Genomic DNA, 23,979 nt, shown 5'->3' with positions numbered 1-23,979 from the left:
GAGAGGAACAGCCTATGGTTACATACGTCTGTCTTGGACTATTGTTTCTTTTTGTCTTGGTCAAAGCCCTTGACTACCGTGCACAGGGGAAGCGTGCCCTGTCTCACGAGCAGCTCGATAAGCTTGTCTTCTCCATTCTGAAAAGCAGCGGGCAGCGTGACCGCGAATGATGAAGAAGCTGCCGGTACTACTTAACCCTTATATTAAAACACGCCACCCTTATAATAAGCTTAAAATTTGCAGGCGCTGCAATTACTTCACGGTTCTTGGCGATACGGAGTGCCCGGCATGCGGCAAATCCGCCTTGCAAGGCGTGGAGCAGCGAGCTTCTGCCACCCTAACCAAATCGGCATGGATGACACGTCTTATTGTCGTTCTTATCGCAAGCGTAGGCATTGTTCTTAGCCCTTCCACGCTGCATACTATTCTCATCAGTGCAGGAGGCATGGTGCTACTCGCTCTATTATGGACGATGCAAAGACGCCTGACCCCTGCACTTTTACGGCGGGAACTCGAAAAATTATTTCTCAAGGAGGCTTACTCCCTCGCCGCAGGCCTCGCCAATGACCGGGAAACGGCTATCAAAGTGTTCCATGAAGGCGATAAACCGCTCGCTTTCGAAATGCTGCGCGAGATCGGCGCGCTCGTCCATACCGACCAGCTGCGCGTGGAACAAATTTTGCTGCTGCAATCCTTTATTTTGCGCAAGGACATGGACCTGATGCTCGACCCGCTCCTGATGGACCATTTTAACCCTGACCTTGTCGAATACATCGGCGAGCTTGCCAAGATTAGGCGGGACCTGATCAAAGAAAATGCGTTCCGGTACATGCTGCTGCATGAAGCCCATATCCTGAAAATGGAGCATGGGGAGAGCATTCTTATCGGAGTGGCCGGCGCGGCTGTGCGAATGAAGCGGTACCTCTTGCTGTATCCGTACCTGATCATGCGCTATGCGGGCAGGCTGCCCAAAGACCGCTTCCTGAGGCTTTACCGTATGGTTCAGGCGAGCCCCGGGGCGTTCACGGTGCCGCTCTATGAAGAAGTCATGAACGTTTACAACGAGAAATACAAATGGGACGAAGACTTCCAAGCAACCGGTAAACCGCGTGGATAATTGTTCAAACGAGCACGAAACAAAAAAACGGCGAGCACGCATGAAAATCCATGTCTGCTCGTCGTTTTTTTTTTCAAAATTTCATTTATAAAATGTCTCTTTTCTCTACGTTTCGAATGGCTAAATACGCGACATACGCTCCGATGAGAGCCAAGGTGATCGGTATAATTATGAACGAATATAACGTAATGTCTCCAAAATATTGGCATACAATCACTACAATAAGGAATGAAGACAGGATGGTCGCAGGTCCTGAATAGCTTCGCATGCCGAAGTACAAAGGAATCAAGCTCATGATACTAGCTGCAACCGTGTTCATTACGATGCCTACGGCATGCTGTTTAATGACGGGCCAAAAGGAAGCATCGGGAACTATAGGTGAAATGGAATGAGCGATTGCAAAACCGAGCGTTACGAAAACAAGCGAGACGAGCATTGCGCTAAAGGTAAAAAGAACAATTACAAGCAGCTTGGCTATCATGATTTTTTTTCGATTGATCGGGTACAAGAACATAACCGTCATCGATTTGCTTTTAAATTCCCCTATAACCATCGTCCAGATCAGCACCGACGCAAACACAACAAACGTCGCCCGCACAAACGTTTCAATCAGGGACAGCACCCGCTCAAAATCAGTAAAGGAAAGCTCTTTTTCAATTTCGGAAGTATAGCCAATTAAAAGCAAAAGCCCCAGAATGATCACATTCGCAATGAGAGCGCCCCGGATATAGCCGCTTAATTTAAATTTGCGCAGCTCCAATTTCATCAGCTTAAGCACGGTATTCGCCTCCATGCAGCAAAGTCAGGAAATAATCCTCAAGCGAGCTGTTTTTCTTCGTGATAGATTCAATATTCATATTTCTTAAGATTAAAGCTTTCGTGATTTCGCTTTGTGGAATAGAAGCTCCATACACCCGAATCACGCGCTCGTCGATCACCCGCAGGTTGGAGATGCCAAGATCATTGGAGAGCACATAGGCAGCTTGTTTACAGTCATTCGTTGTGAGCTCAATATATTCCGTATTTTGCGCCCTCACCTGCTCCATAGAAACCTCTTGGATCAGCCTGCCATGATTAACAACGCCGATCGCATCCGCCACCTGCTCAATTTCGCTTAACAAATGGCTGGATATTAGAAGCGTGATGCCATACTGCTTGCTTAGCATTTGGAACAAATCTCGTAGCTCCTTAATGCCCATCGGATCAAGGCCATTAATCGGCTCGTCAAGAATCAACAGCTCCGGCTTCGTAATCATGGCTCTAGCTATGCCAAGCCGCTGCTTCATGCCAAGCGAGAAGTGCTTCACCGCTTTATTGTCAATATTGCTCAGCTTAACGAGCTCCAGCACCTCGTCAATCGCTTTTTTATTCGGATAACCCATATATTCGCAATGCAAATCCAAATTTTCTTTGGCTGAGAGCTTGCCGTAAAAGATCGGATATTCAATAATCGATCCCATTCTCCCCAACATGCTATAGGAAGCATCCGTTATTTTCTCTCCGAATAATACAACCTCGCCGCTCGTCGGCTTAACCAGATTCGTCAGCATTTTCATAATCGTCGTCTTGCCTGCGCCGTTTGGGCCAAGCAAACCGTAAATGTCGCCCTTCTGGATGTTCATGCTGACGCCCGATACAGCTTCCTGCCCGTTAAACGTTTTTGTTAATTGATGCGTTTGTACAATATAAGTCATATCTGTTATCCCTCCACCCTCTCAATACCTTCATATTAAAGGCTGAAGTCCACTTTTTTCTTACCCCATTCTTACTTGTTTCTTAAGCACTAATATTGAATTCGCTTTAAGCGGATAGAAAACACAGTTTGCTCATGAGGCTTGCTAAAGAGCGTAACCGTTCCCCCTATCGCTCTTGCCAGCCGCTTCGTAATCGCAAGACCGAGGCCGCTGCTCGGAGAAGCCGGATTTCGCGAGTCCTCAAGCGTATATAATCGTTCGAATACACGGTCCTGATGCTGCTCCGAAATGCCCTTTCCATGATCCAAAATTTCGATTAGCGCGAATTCCTTTTCTGTTCTCAAGGTCAGCCCGATGACTTTCCCGTCTCCGCCGTGCTGGATCGCATTGGAGAGCAAATTGTTCAGCATCCGGTTCAGCGCGGCTTCATTTCCGAGCACAAATATAGCTTCATCCGGAATGGCGATACGAACGTCAAAGCCTTTGTTCGTCAGAATCTCATAAAACGCCAAAATATTTTGCCGGCATACCTCATTGATATGAACACGCTCGATCGGCATTTGCTCATCACCCGACTCCAGCTTGGACAGATCAAAAAACTTATGAATCAGCTCCAGCAACTCGAGCGTCTTCTTGTATACCTTTGCCAGCAATTCTTCTCTTTCTCGGGAGGACATCAGCGGATCGAGATGAATGGTTTCGATATAACCGAGAATAACGGTTAGCGGCGTTCGCAGATCGTGCGAGACATTGGAAATCATTTTTTTCGTCGCCATTTCCGTTTTTTCATAAGCTGCTGCCCTTTTTCGGGCATAGTCCAGCAATTGGTTGATTTCTACCAGCAGCGATTGCAGCTCCCGATCATCGGTAAACAGCAGCAGGCTTTCTCCGGTTCGATCCTCCATCACTTGCTTTAGCTTTCCTTGCAGTTGCTGAATATTACCGCTTCTTGTTCGGCTCGCCAGGTACTGGAATACGATAATGGCCAATAAGATGCCAATCACAACAAGCAATAAAATAAACATATCAGGTTCCTTCCCATTTATAGCCGATTCCCCACAGCGTCTTGAGAAACTGAGGGCTCGAAGGCTGATCCTCAATCTTCTCCCGAAGTCTGCGGATATGCACATTGATGACATTCTCGTCTCCATAATAGCTGTCATGCCAGACGAACCCGTAAATTTGTGCTTTAGTAAAAACACGTCCGGGATTGGTCACGAACAGCTTTAGGATCTCAAACTCCTTGGCGGTCAGCCTCAGGTCCTCGCCATCTTTCATAACCGAGAAGTTGTTCAGGTCAATACGCAGCGATTGCCAAGAAATGATATTGGAAGCAGTTGCTTGTGGCATTGGCGCTTGGCTCGAATATTTGGTTGCTCGCCTAATGGCAGCCTTCACTCTTGCTGAAAATTCAATAAGCGAGAAAGGTTTGGCGATATAGTCATCCGCTCCAAAGCCAAGTCCCAGCGCTTTATCCACGTCGCTGTCCTTGGCCGACATCATAAGCACCGGCACGAGGCTTTTTTCCCGAATCAGCTTCACGACTTCCAAGCCATCCAGCTTCGGCATCATAATGTCCAGGATAACGAGAGCATAATGGCCATTTCTAAATTTGGACACGCCTTCTTCCCCATTAAAAGCTGTGATGACGTCATAGCCTTCTTTTATCAAATGGTTTTGGACCATTTCGACGATCGAGAGGTCATCTTCAACCAATAAAATTTTTTGATGCATGCTGCTCATACCCTTCATGTAAAAAAATGGATTCCGCTATTCGCCTACAGGTATTATAGCAAGTTTCCAATACATAATAGAATAGAGCCTCCAAGCTTGCTGCCGGCTCAAGGAAATAGGATCGCCAAATAGCCTCAACTGCTCAATTGTATTTAATTTGCCATACTCATACACGATTGTTGGTGCAATTTTGGATAAAGCTTCATAGTTGTCCCCATTTTGCGCAATAATGAAGTCTGGCTGAAGATCCAGTACCTTCTCCGAAAGCATTGGATCGCCCCTATCCTCCTCAACCTTGACAACGTGATGGATTCCTTCTATATTCTGTCTGTTCAGTATAAATAAAATTTGGAATGAACCTGCCCTATTTAATTAGCCTGTGAAAGGCAAAGATAATCGTTATGTTAGTGAAGACTATATCAGAAGGCTAACAACTGGAGGATTAAAATGAAAATAACGAAGCTCAGCGAGAACAATATCGATATTGCGGTAATTAACAGCAGTGAGATCCTGATCACGGATGTGCAGTCCGCCTTAGACCTCATAGCGACCGTAAATTATGAAACGGACTGCAATCGAATGATTTTGAATAAGTTAGCCATCTGCGAGGACTTCTTCAGCTTGAAGACGCGACTAGCCGGAGATATTTTGCAAAAATTTATCAATTATAAAATAAAACTCGCCATTGTCGGTGACTTTTCCGAGTATAGCAGTAACAATTTTAAAGACTTTATGTATGAGAGCAACAAAGGGAAAGATTTGTTTTTCGTGACGAATGAGCAACAAGGAATCGAAAAACTAAGTATGAGCTAACTCTGAAGCTGAGGTGAATTGCTCCATGTCTGCAACATTAAGCAACGAATTTGATTATCCGATGGTCAAGCTTCCGGACGGCAAGGTTGAATTACGGGATGATCGAACGAAAAAGATATGGACGTCCGAAATAAAGCCGTTCCAGCTCGCGTCATTTCCTGTAACCATGGCGTTGTATTGCGAGATAACGGGAAAATCATCTAGCTCTAAGGAAGATAAACAAAAGCCGGTAGTCAATGTATCCTGGAATGAAGCCATCACCTTGTGCAATCTGCTTTCACAGAAAGCCGGATTGCAAGAATGTTATTCGCTAAACGGTGACGACATTCATTGCGATTGGGAAGCAGACGGATATCGCCTTCCTTCCGAAGCAGAGTGGCAGTATGCCTGCAAAGCGGGAACAAGCGGTTATCGTTATGGAGAAATAGATAAGATTGCTTGGTATCATAAAAATTCCAATGGCCAAATCCATGAAGTCGGCCTCAAGCAACCGAATGCATGGGGGCTCTATGACATGCTAGGAAATGCTTGGGAATGGTGCTGGGATTTATATGACGAGAATGTATATGGCCCGTACCGCATCTTCCGAGGCGGGAGTTGGGCGGAAGAGGAGCGTGGCTGCGGAGCCACGTGCCGCCGTCGAAGCCATCCGTCCTTCTGCATCGATGATCTTGGATTCCGCCTCGCCCGGTCTTGCAAATAGGAGCGATGGGGGACATCGCCTATTTCCAAAATAAGCCCAAGCGTCTTTCACGCTTGGGCTTATTTTGGTTAACCTCTTGCTCATGCCTTGCCTTTTATTAATACGTTTCATAAATGAGCTCGTTGTTTATTTCAAGCTTCTTATTAAAAGCCGCGTAAATGTATAGCTGCCCCGCCGGAGTATCCCCCGCATCATAACCTAACCGAAAATGGCTGTCTCGATCAAATTCAAGCTCGGACAGAACCAATTCACTTACATCCTCGTCCGGATGCATTTCGGCAATAAGGCTCAGTGCCTGATCAATCAGCTCGCCAAAACGCTCCCATGCTATCTTAATGACTGGCGACAGCCGCTTTATTTCCTCTTCAGTAGAGACATTCGCTCTAACTGAAAGCTCTTTCCCCTCATAATGAAGCATCATTGCATAGGAAGATAGCGAGACATCATATCGAAAGGTCCCGAACTCCTCGACCGAATAATCCGGCTCCGCCATGAGATTATTTGAATAATCCAGCCGCGCCAGCTTGGGAAGATGGCTCGTATCCAGCTTTGAAATTTTATTTTCCGAGCAATAGAGCTCGGTTAGCTCCCTATTATTGCCGAGATCCAGTGCCGTGATGTGATTATTGAAGCATCTTAAACTTTGCAGCGCGGGATTTTCATTTACGTCCAAACCCGTCAGATGATTGTGATTGCAGCGTATCTCAACCAAGTCCGGGCAGCCCTTCAAGTTCAAACTGATCAAATAATTGTTAGCGCATTCGACATAGGTGAGCTGCGTATTTTGATCCAGATTCAATTCAAACAGGGCGTTGTAGCTGCAGTTAAGCTTTTTTAAGCTCACGTTGTGATTGACATGCAATTCCGAAAGGATATTCCAATAACAATCCAATTTAGCGAGCATCGCGTTTGAACTGACATCCAAATTCCGGATGCGGTTAAACCCGCAGTCCAGCGCCTCTAGCCTTGCATTATTTTTTAAATCCAAGCCATGGAGCTCGTTTTTGTTGCAGTTAAGCTCTTTTAGCATAGGATTGCGACTGAGATCCAGCCCCATTAATCGGTTATGATTGCAAGACAGCTTTTCTAAATTCGGTTGATTTCCCGTATCCAGCGCAGTTAATTGGTTTCCTCTGCCATCCAAACTTCTCAGGTTTATATTTTTGCTGAGATCGAGCTCCGTCAACGCGTTAAATGAGCAATCTAGCTCCTCAAGCGATACGAAAAACTCAATTCCGCTCAGGCTTGAGTAGTTATGATTTGCAAGCTCTAGGGTTGCGATTCGATCCACATCACTTGCCAGAATCCCATGACGTCCTCCGCAATAGGTTTCCAGAACATAGGCTTTGAAACGTTCATCCCTGAAATTTTCCGTAATATTCACAGTGCTCCTCCTTCGTTAGGCAAGCTCATTTATAGAATCGGACACAGAGCGCATCTCCATAAATGTTATTATAACTTCCCATATGGCAAAGAGGCAGTGGTCTTTTTACCTGCGGCTTGGAGCAGGATAGGAACTTCGGATCACTTTTTATAAACGATATAAATGATTAATAAGATAAAATATCTTAACAAACGATAGCAATTATGCTAACATTTACTAATAATTTTTTTTTTTTTGATTTTCAACATTAATTACAGGGGGAACAAAATTTATGCGTTCAAAAATGATTAAAATGATCACATTGTTTACAATGCTTTGTGTGATCATGGTTTCCGTCGTGCAAGCTTCCGGAAGCTCCACTACTAATATCGAGATAAGCGGGCAAAGGTCCGTTATTGAGACGTTTAAATCTGACAATGTAGTAATGGCTCCGATTTCTCTCTTTCAGAATGCGCTAGATATGGATGTGAAATGGGATGCCGGCTCCAAAACGATTGCGGCCACATTGGGCGATCGAACCGTTACAATGACCATCGGCAATCCTTCAGCGACCGTTACTGAGGGCACAACCAATATTACCTATAAAATGGATCAGCCTCCCCTTCTTCGAAATCAAAGAGCCTGGATTCCCGTACGCTTTGTCTCAGAAGTGCTAGGGCTTCAGGTGGGCTGGGAACAATCCACCAATACGATAAAAATCTCTACAGGCGCCGCTGCGGGTGTGCAGGGTCCTAAAGGGGAAACGGGAGCAACAGGCTCTCAAGGGCCGGCTGGCAGCACTGGTTCGCAAGGACCGAAAGGCGACACTGGCGCTAGCGGGGCAACGGGGCCAGCGGGCGCCGACGGGGCGACCGGGCCTGCGGGAGCAGACGGAGCGGTTGGGCCTGCGGGGCCGCAAGGACCTGCGGGACCTGTGGGCGCTGACGGGGCGACCGGGCCTGCGGGAGCTGCCGGAGCGGTTGGACCCGCGGGGCCGCAAGGACCTACGGGACCTGCTGGCGCTGACGGGGCAACCGGGCCTGCGGGAGCTGACGGAGCTGTTGGACCCGCGGGGCCGCAAGGACCTACGGGACCTGCTGGCGCCGACGGGGCAACCGGACCCGCTGGAGCAGACGGAGCGGTTGGGCCTGCGGGGCCGCAAGGACCTGCGGGACCTGCTGGCGCTGACGGAGCGACCGGGGCTACTGGAGCTACTGGACCTGCGGGACCTCAAGGCCCGCAAGGCGTGACAGGGGCAACAGGTCCTGCGGGATCGTCTGCGATCATGCCGTTTTCCTCTGGCGATGCAGTCAACTTAACTACAATAGTAGGCGGACTGAAAGGAACTGGAGCGCTGCTTGGTTTTGGAAGCTCAGTAAGTGGTACCACATTAACTGGAGGTACAATTGACATTACGAATGGCAAGAATTTCGCATTCAGTATGCCAAGATCCGGCACGATAACATCACTTAACGCCTTCTTCAGCTCATCGAATGCAGTAGTCTTACTCGGAACAACCTTAACCGTTAGCGCTCAGCTTTATGAAGCCTCAGGAAGCAATTCATTTGCGCCCGTCGGCCCAGAAGTATCGCTAACTCCTTACACGGGCGTCCTAGCTGTTGGTTCAACTGCTGAAGGTGAAAATAACTCGATGAATGTGACCGTTACAAAAGGAAACCGTTACATGTTGGTATTCTCGGCAACTGCTAGCGGACTTAGCCTCGTCAACACAATTAGCGGATTTGCAAGCGCGGGTATTGAAATTTCCAGTCCTTAAAATACATCTAGCCATGAAACTCTGATTTTTCTGAGCTTCATGGCTTTATTTTTTACAAGAGCAGACCTTCATCCGAGATCTATACGAGGAAGGTCCCTACATGAGGCTCAAAATAAATCCAACTGCTCCACCACGGGGGGAGGCGGCTCGTTCGGGTCCCCGCCATCGGGGCGGGTGAGTCCCAGCAGTTCCATCAGGCGCTTGGCATTCTCTGCCGCGTCTCCGCCAGAGTTATTGTTGAAGATGACGTGGACATGCTCGGTCTGCTGTTCAAGCTGCTTTAGCTTGTTTGCCCAATCCAGCAATTCCTCGTCGCTATACCGATATAAATAGCGAACCTCACGCCAGTTCGGGGCGCTAGCCTGATTCCAGCCGGACACGTTCCGGCCGTGGAACCGGACAATCGTCGCCTGCGCATCCGTTGCCCGCAGTACCGTCGGCACCGATCCGATTCCGGCCTGCGGCTCATCGCAGACGCTGTGCTGCCACTGCTCCCGCTCCATGAAGGCGAGTGTCTTCTCCCTGTATTCATCGGTGAACCAGCTTTGATGCCGAAATTCGAGCGCACACGGAATGCCGTTCATTCGCGCTTTGGTTTCCCGCAGCACCCGTACATTCTCTTGCGTGCAATCGAACCAGGGTGGGTACTGAAACAATGCCGCCGTCAAACGGCCGGCCTCCATTACGGGTGCCAGCATATGCCGAAATGCTGCGTACATCTCGTTAATCTCCTGAGCGGGAATGGTAGGTCCTCGCTGATGGCCCGTCATGCCCTGATAAGCCTTCACTACAAAATGGAGCGTTGCGGGCGTATCCTCCAGCCATTTAACGAACCGCTCCTGTGATTGGATGGCATAGAAGGTGCTGTCCACCTCCACCAACGGAAAATGCTTTGCGTATTGCCGCAGCTTGCTTCCTGCCTTTGCTCCTGGGACATACAGCCGATCATGGTCGCCCCAGCCTGCCAGTCCGATATGTATCGGCATAGTACCCCTCCATTTCTTCTGCTGCTTTTTCCTTATTATACCTAACCTTCGCAAACAAAGCGTAAACTCCTTCGGCGCCCTTATACATTCTTATATTTGAAAAAAAGCAGCCCTGCCGTAAGCCCCATGAGCCTACCGTAGAACTGCTTTCCTTGTCTTCTCTTGCCTCATCCAACTATAAATACCGATAATCCGAAAAAGCAGCCGCCTGGCCGCGATAAACGCCTAGCTCGTCCACCACATTCCAAACCGTCGCGTTTACAATATAAAACCGCCGCCCCGTGCTTGAAATGCGAATGCCCGTGTAGTTGTCGACGTAGCCGTTCGCGGTCACCGCCTCAAAGAAACGATCCCGCTCCTGTCTCTCCATGGGTTCGGCCGTAAGCCTTGAAGGCGTCCGAGTGAACGTATCCCATTCCATTTCCCATAATCCAAGCCCAGCTGCATTTCCGTAATTGAGAACGGGATCCGGCTCGGCTCCATGCGAGAGAATGACCGTCGGCGCATGGAAGAGCTGCTCCCGCAAATCGGCTTCCGCTCTCAGCGCAAGCAGCTCATTGCCGGTCCATTTGCGATAGCTGCCGAGCAGCAGGCTTGCATGTGCCTCCGTAGCGCCAGCACCTGTCAGCGGTAGTTGCATCATTCTATTCCTCCCCTGTGTTTCGCTTCTTTTTATATATCACGGGGGGAGGTCCATTGTCTACCGATCGCTTTCATGCCCGCCGCAGCCGCCTCTATGCGCGGTTAAGCTTACGCAAGCGCAGCAGCGCCGTCAAAATAATTAAAAACGCCACAAGAGCCAGCATTGGAATCGTAATAAAACCAAACCAATTCAAATAATCGCCCTGGCAAGAGACGGGGCCGCAGGCCGCCAAAGGCGAGTCATGCGGAAGCTTTTGCAGTATCGAATGATAGAGAGAAAAGCCTCCACCTATGACAACTAGAGGCAGCGTGTAGGAGACGATGCCCGTATCTCCTTTGGTATAGGCAATGCCGAGCAGAAGCGCCAGCGGATACATAAAGATTCGCTGAAACCAGCAGAGGCTGCACGGGGCAAAGTGCATAACCTCGCTTAAATACAAGCTTCCGGCAGTCGCCAGTACGGCAGTCGCCCAAGCCAGAAACAGCCAAAACGATTTTTTCTTGTCTACTTGTTCTTCCAAACCGTTCGCCTCGCCTTCCTAAATAAGCTCTATCTCTCATTTTCGCTCATAGGCAGCAGGCTCGGCATGACTCGAAAGGGCTATTCCCTATGAAAACCCGGCAAACTTTCTTCTAAAATGACACGGCTGTGCTGCTCCCTCCATTAAGAGATTAAGTTCCAGCTGCCCGCCTGCTGCTGAATCGTCCACAGCCGCGCATACAGCCCTTGCTGTGCCAATAAGTCATCATGTTTGCCTTGCTCGGCAATCGAGCCTTCATTTAAAACGATAATTTGGTCTGCATTCCGAATCGTCTTCAGGCGATGCGCGATGACGATGACGGTCCTGCCTTGCACCAATCGGTCCACCGCACGCTGGATTTCCAACTCATTATGCGGATCAAGCGAAGCCGTCGCTTCATCGAGCAGCAGAATCGGCGCATTTTTAAGCAGTGCCCTTGCAATGGAAATTCGCTGTTTCTCTCCGCCCGACAGCGTATTCCCGCCCTCGCCAACCATTGTGTCATAGCCCTGCGGCAATTTCATAATAAATTCATGGCAGCAAGCCTCCTTCGCTGCCGCTTCAATTTCCTGCTGCGTCGCATCGCTTTTGCCAAACCTCAGATTGTTGCCAATCGTATCCTGAAACAGATAGACATCTTGAAATACCATGGACATTTTGCGAAGCAGCGCTTCCGGGTCCATAAGGCGAGCATCCTCTCCTCCGAGCTTTACGCTTCCTTCGGTAGGATCATAGAAGCGAGCAATTAAACGCAGCAGCGTGCTCTTTCCGCTGCCCGAAGGGCCAACCAAAGCGGTAAAGGAGCCTTCCGGAATGTTCAAGCTTACATTCTTGAGCGTCAACTGCTCGTTATAGCCGAAAGCGACTTTGTTGAACTCTACCGCGTATCCTGACGGAGGCTGCCGATTTCCTGCCATAACGGGCTCCGCTTGCAGCTTCACGATACGCTCGCCTGCCTGCTCGAAATAACGGAAGGTGGCATAATTAACCAGAGCCGCAGAAAGCGGATCGAATATGCGGGTGCCAATCAGCAAAAAAGCGACAAACGTTAGCAGCTCCAGCTCACCGCCGAGAAGCAGGTTAACCCCTACGATTACCATAATCGTTAACCCTGCACGGATAAGTGCAAAGGCGCTTAAAATAATGGGACCGAGCGAGCCTTCGAAACGGATGCTATGGCGCATCAGCTCGCGGAACGCCTTTTCGAGCCGAACGAATCTAGCCCCTGATACGTTATAGGCTTTAATGACACGAATGCCATTCAAATATTCCTGCAAACGGTTCGTTGCATCCAGCTTCGCCTTCATATGCCCTTCCCCTAGCTTGCGCTGCAGCACCGTGGTCAGCAGCACCAGCAGCACGGCAACCGGGAATGCCGCAAACATAGCGACAGCCATCCGCCAATCGAGAAACGATAAGCCAGCCAGCGCAATGATCGGCATAATTAGCGCTCCGATCATCTGGGGCACCAGATGCGACATGCCATGCTCGACAAGTGCAAAATCGCCCATCATCATATTCGCGAGATCGCCGGGGTCTCTTTTCTGCAAATAGCCGAGCGGCAGCTTTCTTAAATGCTCAGCCAACCCTGCCCGCCCTTCTGCCGCCGTGTTGTAAGCGCCTCGATATTGCGTGCGGTAAGCCGGTATTTCACAAAGATACATCAGTAAAAACGAAACGGCCATCAAACCGCATATCCACCAAAGCCGAACCGTATCGAGCTGCGTACCCGGCACTACAAACGGCTGAAATATCAACCGAGCACTTTCCACCAATAATGCAAAAGGCACAATTCCCGCAAGGTTTGCGAGAGAAGTATACAGCACGGGCTTCAATAGCTTCTTGGGCTGCCCTGCTGTTATGTTATTCAACATGCTCATACCGACACGCCTCCCCGTCCCATTTGCCACTGGCTAGCATTCGAATAAGCCTCCCACATTTGGGAGTATAAGCGGCCCTTGGCAATTAAAGCTTCATGCGTACCCTTCTCGGCTATCTCACCGTTATTCAGTACAATAATCTGATCCGCGTCCACGATCGAGGACAGGCGATGGGCGATGACGATGACCGTCTTCCCCTTCATTAGCTCCTTGAGGGCCAGCTGCATTTCATATTCATTTTCCGGATCGGCAAAAGCGGTGGCTTCATCCAGTACGAGTACGGGCGCATTTTTGAGAATGGCCCTTGCTACCGCAACCCGCTGCTCTTCTCCACCTGATAAATAGACGCCGCCTTCTCCGATCAACGTGTCATAGCCTAGCGGCAGCTTGTCGATAAAGGCATGGCACTGCGCTGCTTGTGCTGCAGCATAAACCTGCCCCCGCGAAGCATCGGGGTTCCCAACCGCGATGTTATTGTACAGTGTATCGTAGAACAGGAAGCTATCTTGGAATACGAATGCCACGGTTTCCATCAGGTCATGCGTCTGCATCTCGCGAATATCCATATTGCCGATGCTGATCTTGCCCTGCTGAATATCCCAAAAGCGCGGCAGCAGGCTCGCAACGGTTGATTTGCCGGAGCCGGACGGTCCGACCAGCGCCGTGACTTTGCCCTGCTTTGCTTCGAACGAAATATTCGATAACGCTTCCTTACGCGTAGCCGAAGTCTCGGCTTGGTACGAGAAGGATACCTTCTCGTATTTCACGGAATAGGAGCTGGGCGACTGGGCAGTCCCCGTTTCCTTAATCGGCTCTTCCGCCAAGATTAAATCGATGCGCTTCACGCCCTCATTAATATCCCGCAGCGAGGATGCGATACTCATCATCTTAAACATAGGGGCTGTCAGTCCCGGCGACATAATGAGGAAAAAGAGCAGAACTGCCGCAAAGGCCGTACTGCCTGGATTGCGGTCCAGCAAGAATACGCCAACCGGCAGCGCGAACGCTGCAAACGAGCTGAGCAGCACTTTGAATAATAAGAAGCCGTTTTGAAACTGGTCGGTATATTTCACGCAATATTCGCGATAGCTCACCATATCCGCATGGAATTTACGGAAGGAATGAACCGTCTGCCCGAACACCTTGATTGCCGGCATGCCGCGCACATACTGTACGGCCGATCCATTCATTTGCTGCAAATAATCATAATAGTGCTTGATACTGTTCCCTTTATCGACGCTGCGCATCATCATGACCTGAGCAGTAATGCCAAGCATAATGGGCACCAGACAGACTAGCGCCAGCCATACATTCAAATAGAACATGACGGAAATCATCACAATTGTCGTCACGACCACTTGAACAAAGTCCGGCAGTTGATGGGCAACAAAGCCCTCCACCTTCTCCACATTGCTGTCCAACGTTTTTTTGACCGAGCCGGTGGATGTCCCGTTCAGCCACCCTAGAGGCAGCTTCCCAATATGTGTGGCAAGCTTCATCCGAAGGCCATATAGTATTCGGAATGCCGCAATATGCGAGGCCATTCCGCCTCCATACATCGCAGCTAAGCTGCCAAGCAATGCCACAAGCGCCCAGCTGCCATACCGAATCATGTATCCCCCGTCCGCCAACGCGGGATTTGCAGCATGCTCCAGCAGCTCCTTCACGATAAAGTACACAGACGCATACGGTACCAGCATGAGAAGGGCACTAATGGTGGATAAGACGGCAGCAAGCCAGAGAAGCCCTTTTCTCTCGCCAGCGAGCTCCAATAATCTTGCCAATCCTGTTTTTTTGCGCACATCGTTCCCGCCTTCCTTTATCTATTCCCGGATGCGATCATCAAAGCGATAATCACTCCTAATCCTGCCTTGCCGAACCTCTTGCTCATGCTAATCTCTCCCATTCTCTTTTGCAGCAGTAGATCATGCCGTCAATGAGAAAGATTATCACTGTAACGAAAAAAAAACCTCCTCTAAACGGATTATAAATGCGGTTAGACGGAGGATTTCCTATTAACGGTTCAATAGCAGCTTTGGCTTGACCCCGTATTTTTTGCAAAACGCTTCCGAGAAATAACCCGGATTGGAATAGCCAACCGACAAGGCAACCTCGCTGACATTCATTCTGCCCGCCTCCAAATACTGCTTCGCCCGCTCCAGCCGCAGCTCTCGCAGCGCGCCGAATACCGTCGTATCGAACACCTCTTTAAAACCGGCCTTCAGCTTATAGTCGTTTAAGCCGATGAGCCTGCTCAGCTCCAGCAGCGTTGGGGGATGTTCCAGCCGCTCTTCCAAAATCCGCTTCGCGGCTCTAATCTTCTCGAGGTCCCCACCTCGTAAAATAGAGCTTTTATGTCTATCGATCGGCTCTTGAAGACAGCTCTCCAAACTCAACCAGAGCAGCTCCAGCGCCTTGCTTTCCATATAAATGCGTTTGAACGGCTCATGCCGCGGACAGTGCATAATTTGTTGAATAATTGCCTGTATGCCAGGGGAAATCGTCTGCTGATAGATTCGCAGATGGCCCGAACCAAGAATGTAAGAAAAGCCGCTCCTGCCATCCGGATAGCAGGCTTGCATGTAGTTATCAAATACATCAACCTTCATGCGAAGACCGACAAAGGAAGCCCGCCTGTTGGCCAAATGAACCATCGAGGCCTCCACGTCCTTCAAGAGCCAAAGCTGGCAATCATTTTGCCGGATATCCGCAGAATGCCCGGATGCATCGATAATCCCATGCCCTTCTAGGCAATAATTAAGCTCTATCATCGGTTCATCGCCCTTAAAAGTCGTTGTGATGTCCGACCAGAAACAATAATCAGATAAAATGAGCTCGAGTCCAGGTTTAATGATCAAGCGCCTCAGCGAACCTTCTCCAGCCTGTTCCGGCAAATAGTAGGCTTCCATGTAAGCTCCGTTATCCTTTATAAGATCAAGTTGGTTGAAATAATCGTAAAAGTGTACATGAAAATCAGCTTCAAGCTGCTCCATAGCGCGTGCTCCTTCCGCGGCCCTTCGTCTCGCCAAGAGCCATTCCCTCTTGCTCAAATGATAATTGTTATCAATTGAATAAGTCAATATCTAAACTAATGTTCTCTATAGTTATACTTTACCTTTCCATGCACCTTCCTGCTTGGTACGATAATAGCAGCAAGCATCTCCCTCATGAAAGCAGGCCAGCACTATGAACATTGAACGAGCAGCAGCAGAGCATATCCCTTCTATTTGCGAAATAGACAGCCTCGTTATCGGCTCAAGAAGCCGAGAGCAGCAACTTACGGAAGCGGTCGCCAAGCAGCAATGCATCGTAGCGATCGAAAAGGAAACAATCATCGGCTTTGCTGTCTTCGATGCCTCCTTTTTCGGCTACGACTACCTTTCGCTGCTGATTGTAAACCCCTCGTTTAGAAGAAAAGGCGCAGCTAGAGCGCTCATCCAATATATCGAGAGCCATTGCACAACCGCCAAGCTGTTTACCTCTACCAATGAGTCCAATGCAACGATGCAGCGCGTTTGCGAATCCGTTGGTTTCGAGCGAAGCGGTATCATCGAAAACCTCGATGACGGCGATCCGGAATGGATTTACTTCAAGCCCCTTCCCACGCGATTCTCCGACTAGTCGTTGCTTAGCAATACTTAAGGATTGAACCGTTATTCCTGTCCTTTTGGCGTATGCAGCAGCCAGCCTTATATCCCACGTTACGCAACGCAAAAAAATCTGCTCCACTGCGAATCCATCCACAGCGGAGCAGACCTACTACTATTCAAGCATTCCTGCCACTCACTTATTTGCCGCTAATCAGCGCCAAGTTTTCTTGCCATCTTGCCGTACGGAATTCATTGACTTTATCGAAGCCAAGGCCCGTCGTCGTTTTCTTCGCTTCCTCGATCAGGCTAAGCACTTCGGCGTCGCTCTTTGCGAACAGGATTTTGCCGAAATACTCGTCAGCCGTTTCCTTCACCTGCTGGTTAATGATTCCTTCGTCCGTCTCGGGAGCCGGATCGATATTATTGTATTGCGTCATGTTTTGCGAAGTTTTCCAAGCGATGTTGAGCTGTGCCAAGGCGCCCCAGTTGCGTTGGTCCTCTGGCAGCGTTTGCTCGATCTTCTGCTTGCTCTTATCGACGAACGTAGCATTTCCAGACCAAACATACGCCTCCAGCTTGTCTTTGTCCTTTTCTTCTTGCGATGTGCTGAACCATTTATCATTCGGAATTGGCGCGCCATCTGCGTCGAAATCATCCCAGTACAAGCCCTGCGGCCCAAAGAACATGACCCGTGTGCCTTCTTCTCCAGTCATCCAATCCAAATAAGCGAAGATCGCTTCCGGATTTTTGGCACTGGTCGTAATGACGTTCACGTTCCAGCCCAGCGCGTTGTAGCCGTTTGGATACACCTTGTTTTTGTCCAAGCCCGACTTTGCGATTGGCCAAATAAATTCATAGCCCGCGGTTGCATCTTGGGCTTTCAGCGCATTATGGCCTTCACGGCCCATATTCGTAGCGTTGCCGCCTACAAACACAGCCACTCTGCCCGTCGCCAGCTTCTCTTTCACTTGGTCATCCTTTTGCGTCATGGCATCCTGTGTCATCAAGCCTTCTCTAAACAGCTTGCTGGCATACAGCATCGTTTCTTTCCAAGCCTCGTTATTGTAAATGGTATCGAATTTATCGCCGTTCGGATAAGCCTTCATCGAGTGGAATGCACCCGCTGCTCCTTCTTGGAAGCTAGGGAACATGACCTCGACGCCTGAACCGTTGCCGCCAACCTCTAACGGCACTACGTCAGGATATTTCGATTTTACCTGCTGCAAGTAAGCATACAGGTCATCCGTCGTTTCAAGCTTAGGTGAGCCGAGCTCCGCGTACATCTTCTTGTTCACGAACCAGCCGCCGTTGCCTGTAGGCTCTGCCGTATACCAGTTCGGGAATTGATAGATTTTGCCGTCACTGGAGCGCAGCATGTTCAGCGTCTCTTCGCCCGCCCATTTTTTCAAATTGGGATACTTGTCGATATATTCATCCAGTGGAACGAGCGCTCCGGCAGATCTGAGCCGTTCAACCTCAGGTCCGCGGTCCATCATAATTGCGTCAGGAAGCTCCTTGGATGCAATCATCGTGCTCAGCTTTTGGGCTGCCGCACCGCCGGATTGAATTGGATTGACCGTTACCTTCAGGTTATCCTGCACCCACTTGCTGTTCGGGCTCACGCCCCACGGCTCGGTCGTCCACCAGTCATAATGCACATAATACGAGAAGGATACCGGTGTTTCCCCCAAAACAAACCCATTGCTCTCATTCGTTTTATTTGAGCCTGAATTTGTCGGATCGCTTAGATTTCCGGCTTTACCGCCGTTATCGCCCGAGCAGCCCGCAAGCAGAACGGAACCCGCAAGACCGACAGTTATCAGCGTGGTTAACAGCTTTCTTGCATTCATAGTCGTACGCCTCCCAATTTTTAATCTATATATCCAAACCTTTAGCCGCAGCCCTCCGGTCGAATACCGATGCTACTCCTTCAAGGAGCCAATCAATACGCCTTTCACGAAAAAGCGCTGTACGAACGGATACACCAGCACAATCGGAATGGTAGCCACCATCATAGTGGCCATCGTGAGCGATTTGCTCGTCACGCTTTGCATTCGGCTGAGCGCATCCGTAGCGGCTCCGCTGCCTTGCGATGCAATCGATAGCTGCTCGCTCATCGTGTTCGAGTTCATAATTTGCTGGAGCAGCGTTTGAATCGGGTACAGCTTCGCGTCGTTAATGAAAATTGTCGCCGTGAACCAATCATTCCAATGGTAAACCGCCGTAAACAAAGAGAGAGTGGCCAGCACCGGGCCCGACAAAGGAAACACGATTTTAAAGAAAATGCCAAACGTGCTCGCTCCGTCAATCTTGGCCGATTCCTCCAGCCCGTCCGGCAAGCCCATGAAGAAGGTACGGAAGATAATCATATTCCATACGCTTACGGCCGTCGGGATTACCATGACCCAGAACGTATCCATTAAGCCAAGCTCGCGGTTGAGCAGGTAGAACGGAATTAGCCCCCCGCTGAAATACATGGTGATGATGGCAAAAATCATATAAAATTTCTTCCCGATTACTCCCTTGACGGACAAGCCGTAAGCAAAGATTGCGGTAAAGAAAATCGATATCACGGTACCTGCTGCGGTACGAAGGAGCGAAATGGCAAATGCATCGATAATCCGGTCGTTTTGGAACACTATTTTGTAATTATCGAGCGTAAAAGCCCTTGGCCAAAAGGTAACCCCGCCCTTCGCCGTATCCAGCCCCAAATTAAAGGAGATGACGGCCGAATTCCAGAAGGGGTACAGCGTCGCCAGCCCTAATAGCACCAGAAAAAAATAAATAAAGGTTTGCAATGCTTTATCGCTGCTGCTCAGCTTCACTCGGCTTCACCACTTTTCTGAATATTGGCAGGCACGGTCCGCCTTACCATAGGCTTGTCCCCGCTCTTCTGGCTAAGAAATTCGCCATGGTCAGCAGCCCTACGCTAATGACTGCCTTGAACAAACCGACGGCGGCTGCATACGAGAAGCGGTTATTGATAATCCCGATTCGGTAAGCATAGGTATCGATGACCTCTGCCACGTCGCGTAGCATTGCGCTTCTGCCAAGCAGGAGCAAATCATCGAAGCCCGCATTCAACAAGCTGCCGATGTTCAGAATGAGGAAAATAATAATGACCGGCGTTATGGATGGAAGCGTTATCAGAAAAATCTGTTTGAATTTGCTTGCTCCGTCAATCGAAGCTGCTTCATATAAGCTTGGATTCACGCCGGCGATAGCCGCCAAATATACGATTGTAGCAAAGCCGATTTCCTTCCACAGGTTCGTCGTCACGATAATGCCCCAGAAATATTCAGGCAGGGACAGGAAGTTAATCGGTTTATCGATAAGCCCGAGCGCCTGAAGGGAAATGTTCAAGCTCCCGTTGTCCACGGACAAGATCGAGATTGTAAAGCCGGACACGATGACCCACGACAAGAAATGGGGCAGGTAGCTGATCGTTTGAATGATCTTTTTGAACGCCAGGTTTCTGACTTCATTCAGCATCAGCGCAAGCAGGATCGGCGCAGGGAAGTTAATGACCAGCTTCAATAAGCTGATGACAATGGTGTTGCGGATGACGCGGAAGAAGTCGGGCGAGTTGAAAAACATTTCAAAATGCTTAACTCCCACCCATGTGCTGCCGAAAAAACCTTTAAACAAGCTGTAATCCTGAAAGGCCATAAGCACGCCATACATAGGGATGTAATTAAAAATAAAAATAAAGATTAAAGCAGGAAAAATCATCAGCTGCACCTGCCACTGTGCCAAAAACCGCCGCCAAAGCGGTTTTTGCCTGCGCGGGACGCTAACCGCCGTATTCGCCGTCACTGGTGTTTGCACGCTACCCTCGCCTCTCTCTCCAGATTTGCCTGGCTTAACCCTTCACTGCACCTGCCGTAATGCCGCGCGACATTTGCTCTGTAAACAGCAGGTAAATAATAACGGTTGGCAACGCAATGATTGTCATAACTGCGAACTGAGCCCCATAGTTGGAGGAATATTGCCCTGTGAACTTCATAATGGAAAATGGCAGTGTCTTAAAGGTCTCGGAGGTCAGGAACGTATTGGCCATAATGAATTCATTCCACCAGCTAATAAAGTTCATAATGCATACCGTTGCAATCGCAGGCTTCGTAATTGGCATAATAATGCGGAAGATGACGCCAAAAACGGAGCAGCCGTCCATGACTGCCGACTCCTCAATGCTTCTTGGAATCGTCTCGAGAAAGCCTGAAATAATGAGCAGGCTGATCGGCAGGGAAAAAGCAATATACGGTAAAATGAGCGACAACGGATTGTCGATCAGATTCAGCTTGTCGAACAAAATAAAGTTCGGCAGCAGCGTCGCGTGGATCGGAACGATCATCCCCAGCATGATGAAGGCCATCGCCGGCCCACGCAGCTTCCACTCCATTCGCGTGAACGCATAGCTCAGCATGAGCGCTAGGAAAGCGGCGACTAAAATCGTCACGGTCGTAATAAATAAGCTATTCAGCAGGAAGCGCGGAACGCTCCCGTATGTGAATGCATTCACATAGTTATTCCATTCAAACGATTTAGGCCATTTCAATATGCCGCTGCCAAAAAAATCGCCGCTCTTCAGAAAGGAATAATTAATGAGCCAGATGAGCGGAAAAATTTGCAGCAGCGCCACTACCCACAAAATAAGATGGAGAACGGCCTTTAACGCGGGCGATGCGGCATCCTTCTTTTTCTTGCTGCCCGCCGTATGCTGGTTAGTCTGGGCTGTGATGGCTCCCACAAGCATGCCTCCTATCAAAATCGTATAGCCTATCGTGTTGGTGCTAAAATTCGCCTACGTCCTTCTTGAATGCCTTGTTCATCGCCAGCGTAATGATCAAGCAGATGATCACGAATACGACGGAGATTGCGTTGCCGTAGCCGTACAGCGAGGAAGAGAACGCTGTTTTGTACAAGTAGTTGCCAATGAATTGCGTCGTGTTGGCTGGTCCGCCGTTCGTCATGAGAAATACAGTCTCCATCTGCTTAAGGCAGGCGGTAACGGCAATGACTACCGCCACTCGCACCATCGGCGATAGCAGCGGAATAATGACCCGCGTATACAGGTTCACCCGTCCGGCGCCGTCAAGCTCGGCCGCTTCGAACAGATCCTTCGGTATGCCTTGAAGCCCGGCATAATACAGAAGCAGCGCATATCCAAAACCCTGCCACATCACAACGACAATGACACACCAGATGGCGATTTGCGGATCGCCGAGCCAATCCTGCTTCCATGTGCCGAGGCCTACGCCCTCCAGCAATTTATTCAACATCCCGAAATTCGGATGAAATACGCTTACCCACATTTTTGAAGTAACGACGATGGAAATAACAGCCGGTATAAAGAAGATGGCCCGGAACCATTTTTCAAACTTGCCTGCATGGGTGACGAATATCGCAAACAGCAGCGCGAGCGGATGCTGAATGAGCAGCGTCGCTGCGAGCAGCAGCAGAGCATTAAGCAATGAGCGCCAAAAAACGCCGTCATGAAATAAAATCTTCGTATAATTATCGAATCCAACGAACTCGTATGCGCCAATTCCGGTCCAATTCGTCGTACCGTAGTAACCACTCATGATAATCGGAAAGCAAACCATGAAGAGAAACAGCAGAAAGCCAGGTGCTACTAGCCAGAAAATGGTGATCCGATTGCTCATCAGTTTGTGCATGGTTCTCCCCGCTCTCTCTTTGCCAGCAAAGGCAGGCAGCCGAACGCTGGTTCGTCTGCCGCACATTTGACAGGTTCATCTTTGTTTATTTCAGTACAGCAACCGCTGCATCCATTTCCGTTAAAAATTGCTCTGGCGTTATTTGTTTGCCGAACAGCTTCTGGTGCGCTTCCATCACTTTGGTCTTGAATTCATCCGTGCCATTATCATGGACCGGCGTACCGCTTGAAGAAGTCATGGCGCTAAAGATATCGACCAGTTGCTTTTGCAGCGCAGTCTCGTTGCCTGTCAGGAATTGATCAAACTTTTGAGCCGGCGTGCCGGAACCAGTCTCCCATACCTGCTTCGCCCAGTTCTCTGGCGCAAAGAAATATTTCAGGAATGCTACCGCTGCTTCCGTGTTTTTGGAAGTTTTGGATACCGAGTATCCGCCGCCATACCATGCCGCTACGTCGGTCGCTTTTCCTTTGTCCGATGCAGGGTAGGAGATCGCGCCTACATTGTTACGGAACTCTTCAGGGAAGTTCTCGTCCGTTGCAAGCCCTGCTTCCCAGTTGCCCATCACATACATCGCTGCTTGGCCTTGGCCGAACAGATTGCGGGATGTGCCGTAATCTGCTGTCAGGAAGCCGTCAGCCAAACCTTTATTTTCAGCTAGGGCTGCAATGTCCTGTGCCGCTGCAAGGAAGTCGGCATCGCCGGAGAACTTGCCTTCGCCTTTCAGCACGGCATCCATTTTGTTGAAATCGCCTGTGTGGCGCTGCGCCGCATATTCGAACCAGATCGGAAGCGACCAGCCTTCCATCGCGTTTGTCGCAATGGGGTTAATGCCTTTCGCTCTCAGCTGCTTCGACACCTCCAGCAATTCTGCCGTCGTTGTCGGCACGCTTAGGCCATTGTCGTCAAACAGCTTCTTGTTGTAGTAGATCACGAGGAAATCGGTACCGCGCGGCAATCCGTACAGCTTGCCGTCTTGGGAGAAGCCATCCTTCGCCCCTGGCACGAAGTTGCTGCTATCGAATTCCGATTCGTTCAGCTCAAGCAGCATGTTGTTGTCAATAAGAGGTTTGATGAATGAGGTCTGTCCCCAAGCCTGAATAATATCGGGCAATGCATCCGTTGAGGCGTATACTTTGATCTTCGCTTTGTAAGGCTCATCCTGAAGCGCTTCGACTTCGATTTTCACATTCGGGTTTTCAGCCATATAGCTGTCGATGATCGCTTGCTCGATTTTGCCAGCTCCATTCGAGCGGTCAGCAAGCGCCGTGAAAAACTTAAGCGTAACCGGATCGGCTTTCTTGCCCTCGTCTGGCGCAGCCGTCTCCTTCGTCTCATTCGTCGGGCTTGGCGAAGCCCCCTTGTTTCCGTTTGTTCCATTGTTGCCAGAGCTGCATGCTGCCACCGAAAATACCATCAGCATGGCTACGAGCGTGATCCATATTTTTCTCATCGCTACCCCACCTTTATTTATTTGACCAGGC

Annotated in this window: 24 protein-coding genes; 6 read left to right on the top strand and 18 right to left on the bottom strand. The window is 49.5% G+C overall.

Going from position 1 to position 23,979, the window contains the following annotated elements:
* Positions 1 to 14 precede the first annotated feature (14 nt).
* Positions 15 to 170, top strand: coding sequence for a hypothetical protein (locus FJQ58_RS32295; protein ID WP_162341416.1), 156 nt, complete (start codon positions 15 to 17; stop codon positions 168 to 170).
* Positions 167 to 1,117 carry a hypothetical protein gene (locus tag FJQ58_RS10425; RefSeq protein WP_139993024.1) on the top strand — a complete coding sequence of 317 codons (951 nt, stop codon included), beginning with the start codon at positions 167 to 169 and terminating at the stop codon, positions 1,115 to 1,117. Before FJQ58_RS32295 ends, FJQ58_RS10425 begins: the two co-directional genes overlap by 4 nt.
* An 85-nt stretch (positions 1,118 to 1,202) precedes the next feature.
* Here FJQ58_RS10425 and FJQ58_RS10420 read toward each other — a convergent pair whose 3' ends face one another.
* The 5 genes from FJQ58_RS10420 to FJQ58_RS10400 form a co-directional block, all read right to left on the bottom strand.
* On the bottom strand, positions 1,203 to 1,895 hold the full coding sequence (locus tag FJQ58_RS10420; RefSeq protein WP_139993022.1) for an ABC transporter permease: 693 nt from the start codon (positions 1,893 to 1,895) through the stop codon (positions 1,203 to 1,205).
* Positions 1,888 to 2,811, bottom strand: a complete 924-nt coding sequence (locus tag FJQ58_RS10415; protein ID WP_139993020.1) for an ABC transporter ATP-binding protein — start codon at positions 2,809 to 2,811, stop codon at positions 1,888 to 1,890. The genes FJQ58_RS10420 and FJQ58_RS10415 overlap by 8 nt, the downstream gene beginning before the upstream one ends.
* Before the next feature lie 89 nt (positions 2,812 to 2,900).
* On the bottom strand, positions 2,901 to 3,836 hold the full coding sequence (locus tag FJQ58_RS10410; protein ID WP_139993018.1) for a sensor histidine kinase: 936 nt from the start codon (positions 3,834 to 3,836) through the stop codon (positions 2,901 to 2,903).
* Between the two features lies 1 nt (position 3,837).
* Positions 3,838 to 4,545, bottom strand: coding sequence for a response regulator transcription factor (locus FJQ58_RS10405; protein WP_139993016.1), 708 nt, complete (start codon positions 4,543 to 4,545; stop codon positions 3,838 to 3,840).
* A gap of 36 nt (positions 4,546 to 4,581) precedes the next feature.
* The gene (locus FJQ58_RS10400; protein ID WP_476641272.1) at positions 4,582 to 4,857 is read right to left on the bottom strand and encodes an ABC transporter substrate-binding protein; all 276 of its coding nucleotides are present in this window, start codon (positions 4,855 to 4,857) and stop codon (positions 4,582 to 4,584) included.
* Positions 4,858 to 4,992: 135 nt separating this feature from the next.
* Between FJQ58_RS10400 and FJQ58_RS10395 the strand changes: the two genes are divergently transcribed.
* Both FJQ58_RS10395 and FJQ58_RS10390 read left to right on the top strand, forming a co-directional pair.
* Complete coding sequence (locus FJQ58_RS10395; RefSeq protein ID WP_139993013.1) at positions 4,993 to 5,358, top strand: DUF4180 domain-containing protein; 366 nt, start codon at positions 4,993 to 4,995, stop codon at positions 5,356 to 5,358.
* A gap of 25 nt (positions 5,359 to 5,383) precedes the next feature.
* On the top strand, positions 5,384 to 6,061 hold the full coding sequence (locus FJQ58_RS10390) for a formylglycine-generating enzyme family protein (RefSeq protein ID WP_139993011.1): 678 nt from the start codon (positions 5,384 to 5,386) through the stop codon (positions 6,059 to 6,061).
* 97 nt (positions 6,062 to 6,158) lie between these two features.
* Here FJQ58_RS10390 and FJQ58_RS10385 read toward each other — a convergent pair whose 3' ends face one another.
* Complete coding sequence (locus FJQ58_RS10385) at positions 6,159 to 7,445, bottom strand: leucine-rich repeat domain-containing protein (protein ID WP_139993008.1); 1,287 nt, start codon at positions 7,443 to 7,445, stop codon at positions 6,159 to 6,161.
* 271 nt (positions 7,446 to 7,716) lie between these two features.
* On the opposite strand from FJQ58_RS10385, the gene FJQ58_RS33180 reads away from it, so the two are divergent.
* Complete coding sequence (locus FJQ58_RS33180; RefSeq protein WP_274382323.1) at positions 7,717 to 9,201, top strand: exosporium glycoprotein BclB-related protein; 1,485 nt, start codon at positions 7,717 to 7,719, stop codon at positions 9,199 to 9,201.
* 107 nt (positions 9,202 to 9,308) lie between these two features.
* On the opposite strand, the gene FJQ58_RS10375 is transcribed toward FJQ58_RS33180, so the two are convergent.
* The 6 genes from FJQ58_RS10375 to FJQ58_RS10350 all read right to left on the bottom strand — a co-directional run bounded on the left by FJQ58_RS10375 (position 9,309) and on the right by FJQ58_RS10350 (position 16,259).
* Positions 9,309 to 10,187 carry a DUF72 domain-containing protein gene (locus tag FJQ58_RS10375; protein ID WP_139993006.1) on the bottom strand — a complete coding sequence of 293 codons (879 nt, stop codon included), beginning with the start codon at positions 10,185 to 10,187 and terminating at the stop codon, positions 9,309 to 9,311.
* Between the two features lie 175 nt (positions 10,188 to 10,362).
* Entirely contained in the window at positions 10,363 to 10,830 is a 468-nt protein-coding gene (locus tag FJQ58_RS10370; RefSeq protein WP_238403959.1) for an MEKHLA domain-containing protein, read from the bottom strand.
* Positions 10,831 to 10,921: 91 nt separating this feature from the next.
* The gene (locus FJQ58_RS10365) at positions 10,922 to 11,350 is read right to left on the bottom strand and encodes a disulfide oxidoreductase (protein ID WP_139993004.1); all 429 of its coding nucleotides are present in this window, start codon (positions 11,348 to 11,350) and stop codon (positions 10,922 to 10,924) included.
* A 143-nt stretch (positions 11,351 to 11,493) separates the two neighbouring features.
* A complete protein-coding gene (locus FJQ58_RS10360; protein ID WP_139993002.1) occupies positions 11,494 to 13,230 on the bottom strand; it encodes an ABC transporter ATP-binding protein in 1,737 nt (578 codons plus the stop codon).
* Positions 13,227 to 15,032, bottom strand: coding sequence for an ABC transporter ATP-binding protein (locus tag FJQ58_RS10355; protein ID WP_139993000.1), 1,806 nt, complete (start codon positions 15,030 to 15,032; stop codon positions 13,227 to 13,229). Before FJQ58_RS10355 ends, FJQ58_RS10360 begins: the two co-directional genes overlap by 4 nt.
* A 213-nt stretch (positions 15,033 to 15,245) precedes the next feature.
* On the bottom strand, positions 15,246 to 16,259 hold the full coding sequence (locus FJQ58_RS10350; protein ID WP_139992998.1) for a helix-turn-helix domain-containing protein: 1,014 nt from the start codon (positions 16,257 to 16,259) through the stop codon (positions 15,246 to 15,248).
* 157 nt (positions 16,260 to 16,416) lie between these two features.
* Here FJQ58_RS10350 and FJQ58_RS10345 point away from each other — a divergent pair, with 157 nt between their 5' ends.
* Complete coding sequence (locus FJQ58_RS10345) at positions 16,417 to 16,851, top strand: GNAT family N-acetyltransferase (protein WP_139992996.1); 435 nt, start codon at positions 16,417 to 16,419, stop codon at positions 16,849 to 16,851.
* A 166-nt stretch (positions 16,852 to 17,017) separates the two neighbouring features.
* Here FJQ58_RS10345 and FJQ58_RS10340 read toward each other — a convergent pair whose 3' ends face one another.
* From FJQ58_RS10340 to FJQ58_RS10315, 6 genes are all read right to left on the bottom strand, one after another.
* Entirely contained in the window at positions 17,018 to 18,670 is a 1,653-nt protein-coding gene (locus tag FJQ58_RS10340; RefSeq protein ID WP_139992994.1) for an extracellular solute-binding protein, read from the bottom strand.
* 72 nt (positions 18,671 to 18,742) lie between these two features.
* Entirely contained in the window at positions 18,743 to 19,645 is a 903-nt protein-coding gene (locus FJQ58_RS10335; protein ID WP_139992992.1) for a carbohydrate ABC transporter permease, read from the bottom strand.
* A gap of 43 nt (positions 19,646 to 19,688) precedes the next feature.
* The gene (locus FJQ58_RS10330) at positions 19,689 to 20,552 is read right to left on the bottom strand and encodes an ABC transporter permease (protein ID WP_139993174.1); all 864 of its coding nucleotides are present in this window, start codon (positions 20,550 to 20,552) and stop codon (positions 19,689 to 19,691) included.
* Between the two features lie 130 nt (positions 20,553 to 20,682).
* Positions 20,683 to 21,570, bottom strand: a complete 888-nt coding sequence (locus tag FJQ58_RS10325; protein ID WP_238403957.1) for a carbohydrate ABC transporter permease — start codon at positions 21,568 to 21,570, stop codon at positions 20,683 to 20,685.
* 43 nt (positions 21,571 to 21,613) lie between these two features.
* On the bottom strand, positions 21,614 to 22,564 hold the full coding sequence (locus FJQ58_RS10320; protein ID WP_238403955.1) for a carbohydrate ABC transporter permease: 951 nt from the start codon (positions 22,562 to 22,564) through the stop codon (positions 21,614 to 21,616).
* A 19-nt stretch (positions 22,565 to 22,583) separates the two neighbouring features.
* Positions 22,584 to 23,948 (bottom strand): ABC transporter substrate-binding protein, encoded by a 1,365-nt coding sequence (locus FJQ58_RS10315; protein ID WP_162341414.1) that lies wholly within the window; start codon positions 23,946 to 23,948, stop codon positions 22,584 to 22,586.
* Positions 23,949 to 23,979: the final 31 nt, after the last annotated feature.

Source organism: Paenibacillus paridis, from assembly GCF_006345825.1.
In the GTDB taxonomy this organism is placed as follows: Bacteria; Bacillota; Bacilli; order Paenibacillales; family Paenibacillaceae; genus Pristimantibacillus; species Pristimantibacillus paridis.
The sequence above is the reverse complement of the archived record's forward strand: the minus strand, read 5'-3'. Positions and strand labels throughout refer to the sequence as shown.

Bases quoted from the DNA above. Each gene is read 5' to 3' on its own strand.
- FJQ58_RS32295 (WP_162341416.1), top strand. From the start codon at position 15: ATGGTTACATACGTCTGTCTTGGACTATTGTTTCTTTTTGTCTTGGTC.
- FJQ58_RS10425 (WP_139993024.1), top strand. From the start codon at position 167: ATGATGAAGAAGCTGCCGGTACTACTTAACCCTTATATTAAAACACGC.
- FJQ58_RS10415 (WP_139993020.1), bottom strand. From the start codon at position 2,811: ATGACTTATATTGTACAAACGCATCAATTAACAAAAACGTTTAACGGG.
- FJQ58_RS10410 (WP_139993018.1), bottom strand. From the start codon at position 3,836: ATGTTTATTTTATTGCTTGTTGTGATTGGCATCTTATTGGCCATTATC.
- FJQ58_RS10405 (WP_139993016.1), bottom strand. From the start codon at position 4,545: ATGCATCAAAAAATTTTATTGGTTGAAGATGACCTCTCGATCGTCGAA.
- FJQ58_RS10395 (WP_139993013.1), top strand. From the start codon at position 4,993: ATGAAAATAACGAAGCTCAGCGAGAACAATATCGATATTGCGGTAATT.
- FJQ58_RS10390 (WP_139993011.1), top strand. From the start codon at position 5,384: ATGTCTGCAACATTAAGCAACGAATTTGATTATCCGATGGTCAAGCTT.
- FJQ58_RS33180 (WP_274382323.1), top strand. From the start codon at position 7,717: ATGCGTTCAAAAATGATTAAAATGATCACATTGTTTACAATGCTTTGT.
- FJQ58_RS10375 (WP_139993006.1), bottom strand. From the start codon at position 10,187: ATGCCGATACATATCGGACTGGCAGGCTGGGGCGACCATGATCGGCTG.
- FJQ58_RS10370 (WP_238403959.1), bottom strand. From the start codon at position 10,830: ATGATGCAACTACCGCTGACAGGTGCTGGCGCTACGGAGGCACATGCA.
- FJQ58_RS10360 (WP_139993002.1), bottom strand. From the start codon at position 13,230: ATGAGCATGTTGAATAACATAACAGCAGGGCAGCCCAAGAAGCTATTG.
- FJQ58_RS10345 (WP_139992996.1), top strand. From the start codon at position 16,417: ATGAACATTGAACGAGCAGCAGCAGAGCATATCCCTTCTATTTGCGAA.
- FJQ58_RS10340 (WP_139992994.1), bottom strand. From the start codon at position 18,670: ATGAATGCAAGAAAGCTGTTAACCACGCTGATAACTGTCGGTCTTGCG.
- FJQ58_RS10330 (WP_139993174.1), bottom strand. From the start codon at position 20,552: ATGATTTTTCCTGCTTTAATCTTTATTTTTATTTTTAATTACATCCCT.
- FJQ58_RS10320 (WP_238403955.1), bottom strand. From the start codon at position 22,564: ATGTGCGGCAGACGAACCAGCGTTCGGCTGCCTGCCTTTGCTGGCAAA.
- FJQ58_RS10315 (WP_162341414.1), bottom strand. From the start codon at position 23,948: ATGAGAAAAATATGGATCACGCTCGTAGCCATGCTGATGGTATTTTCG.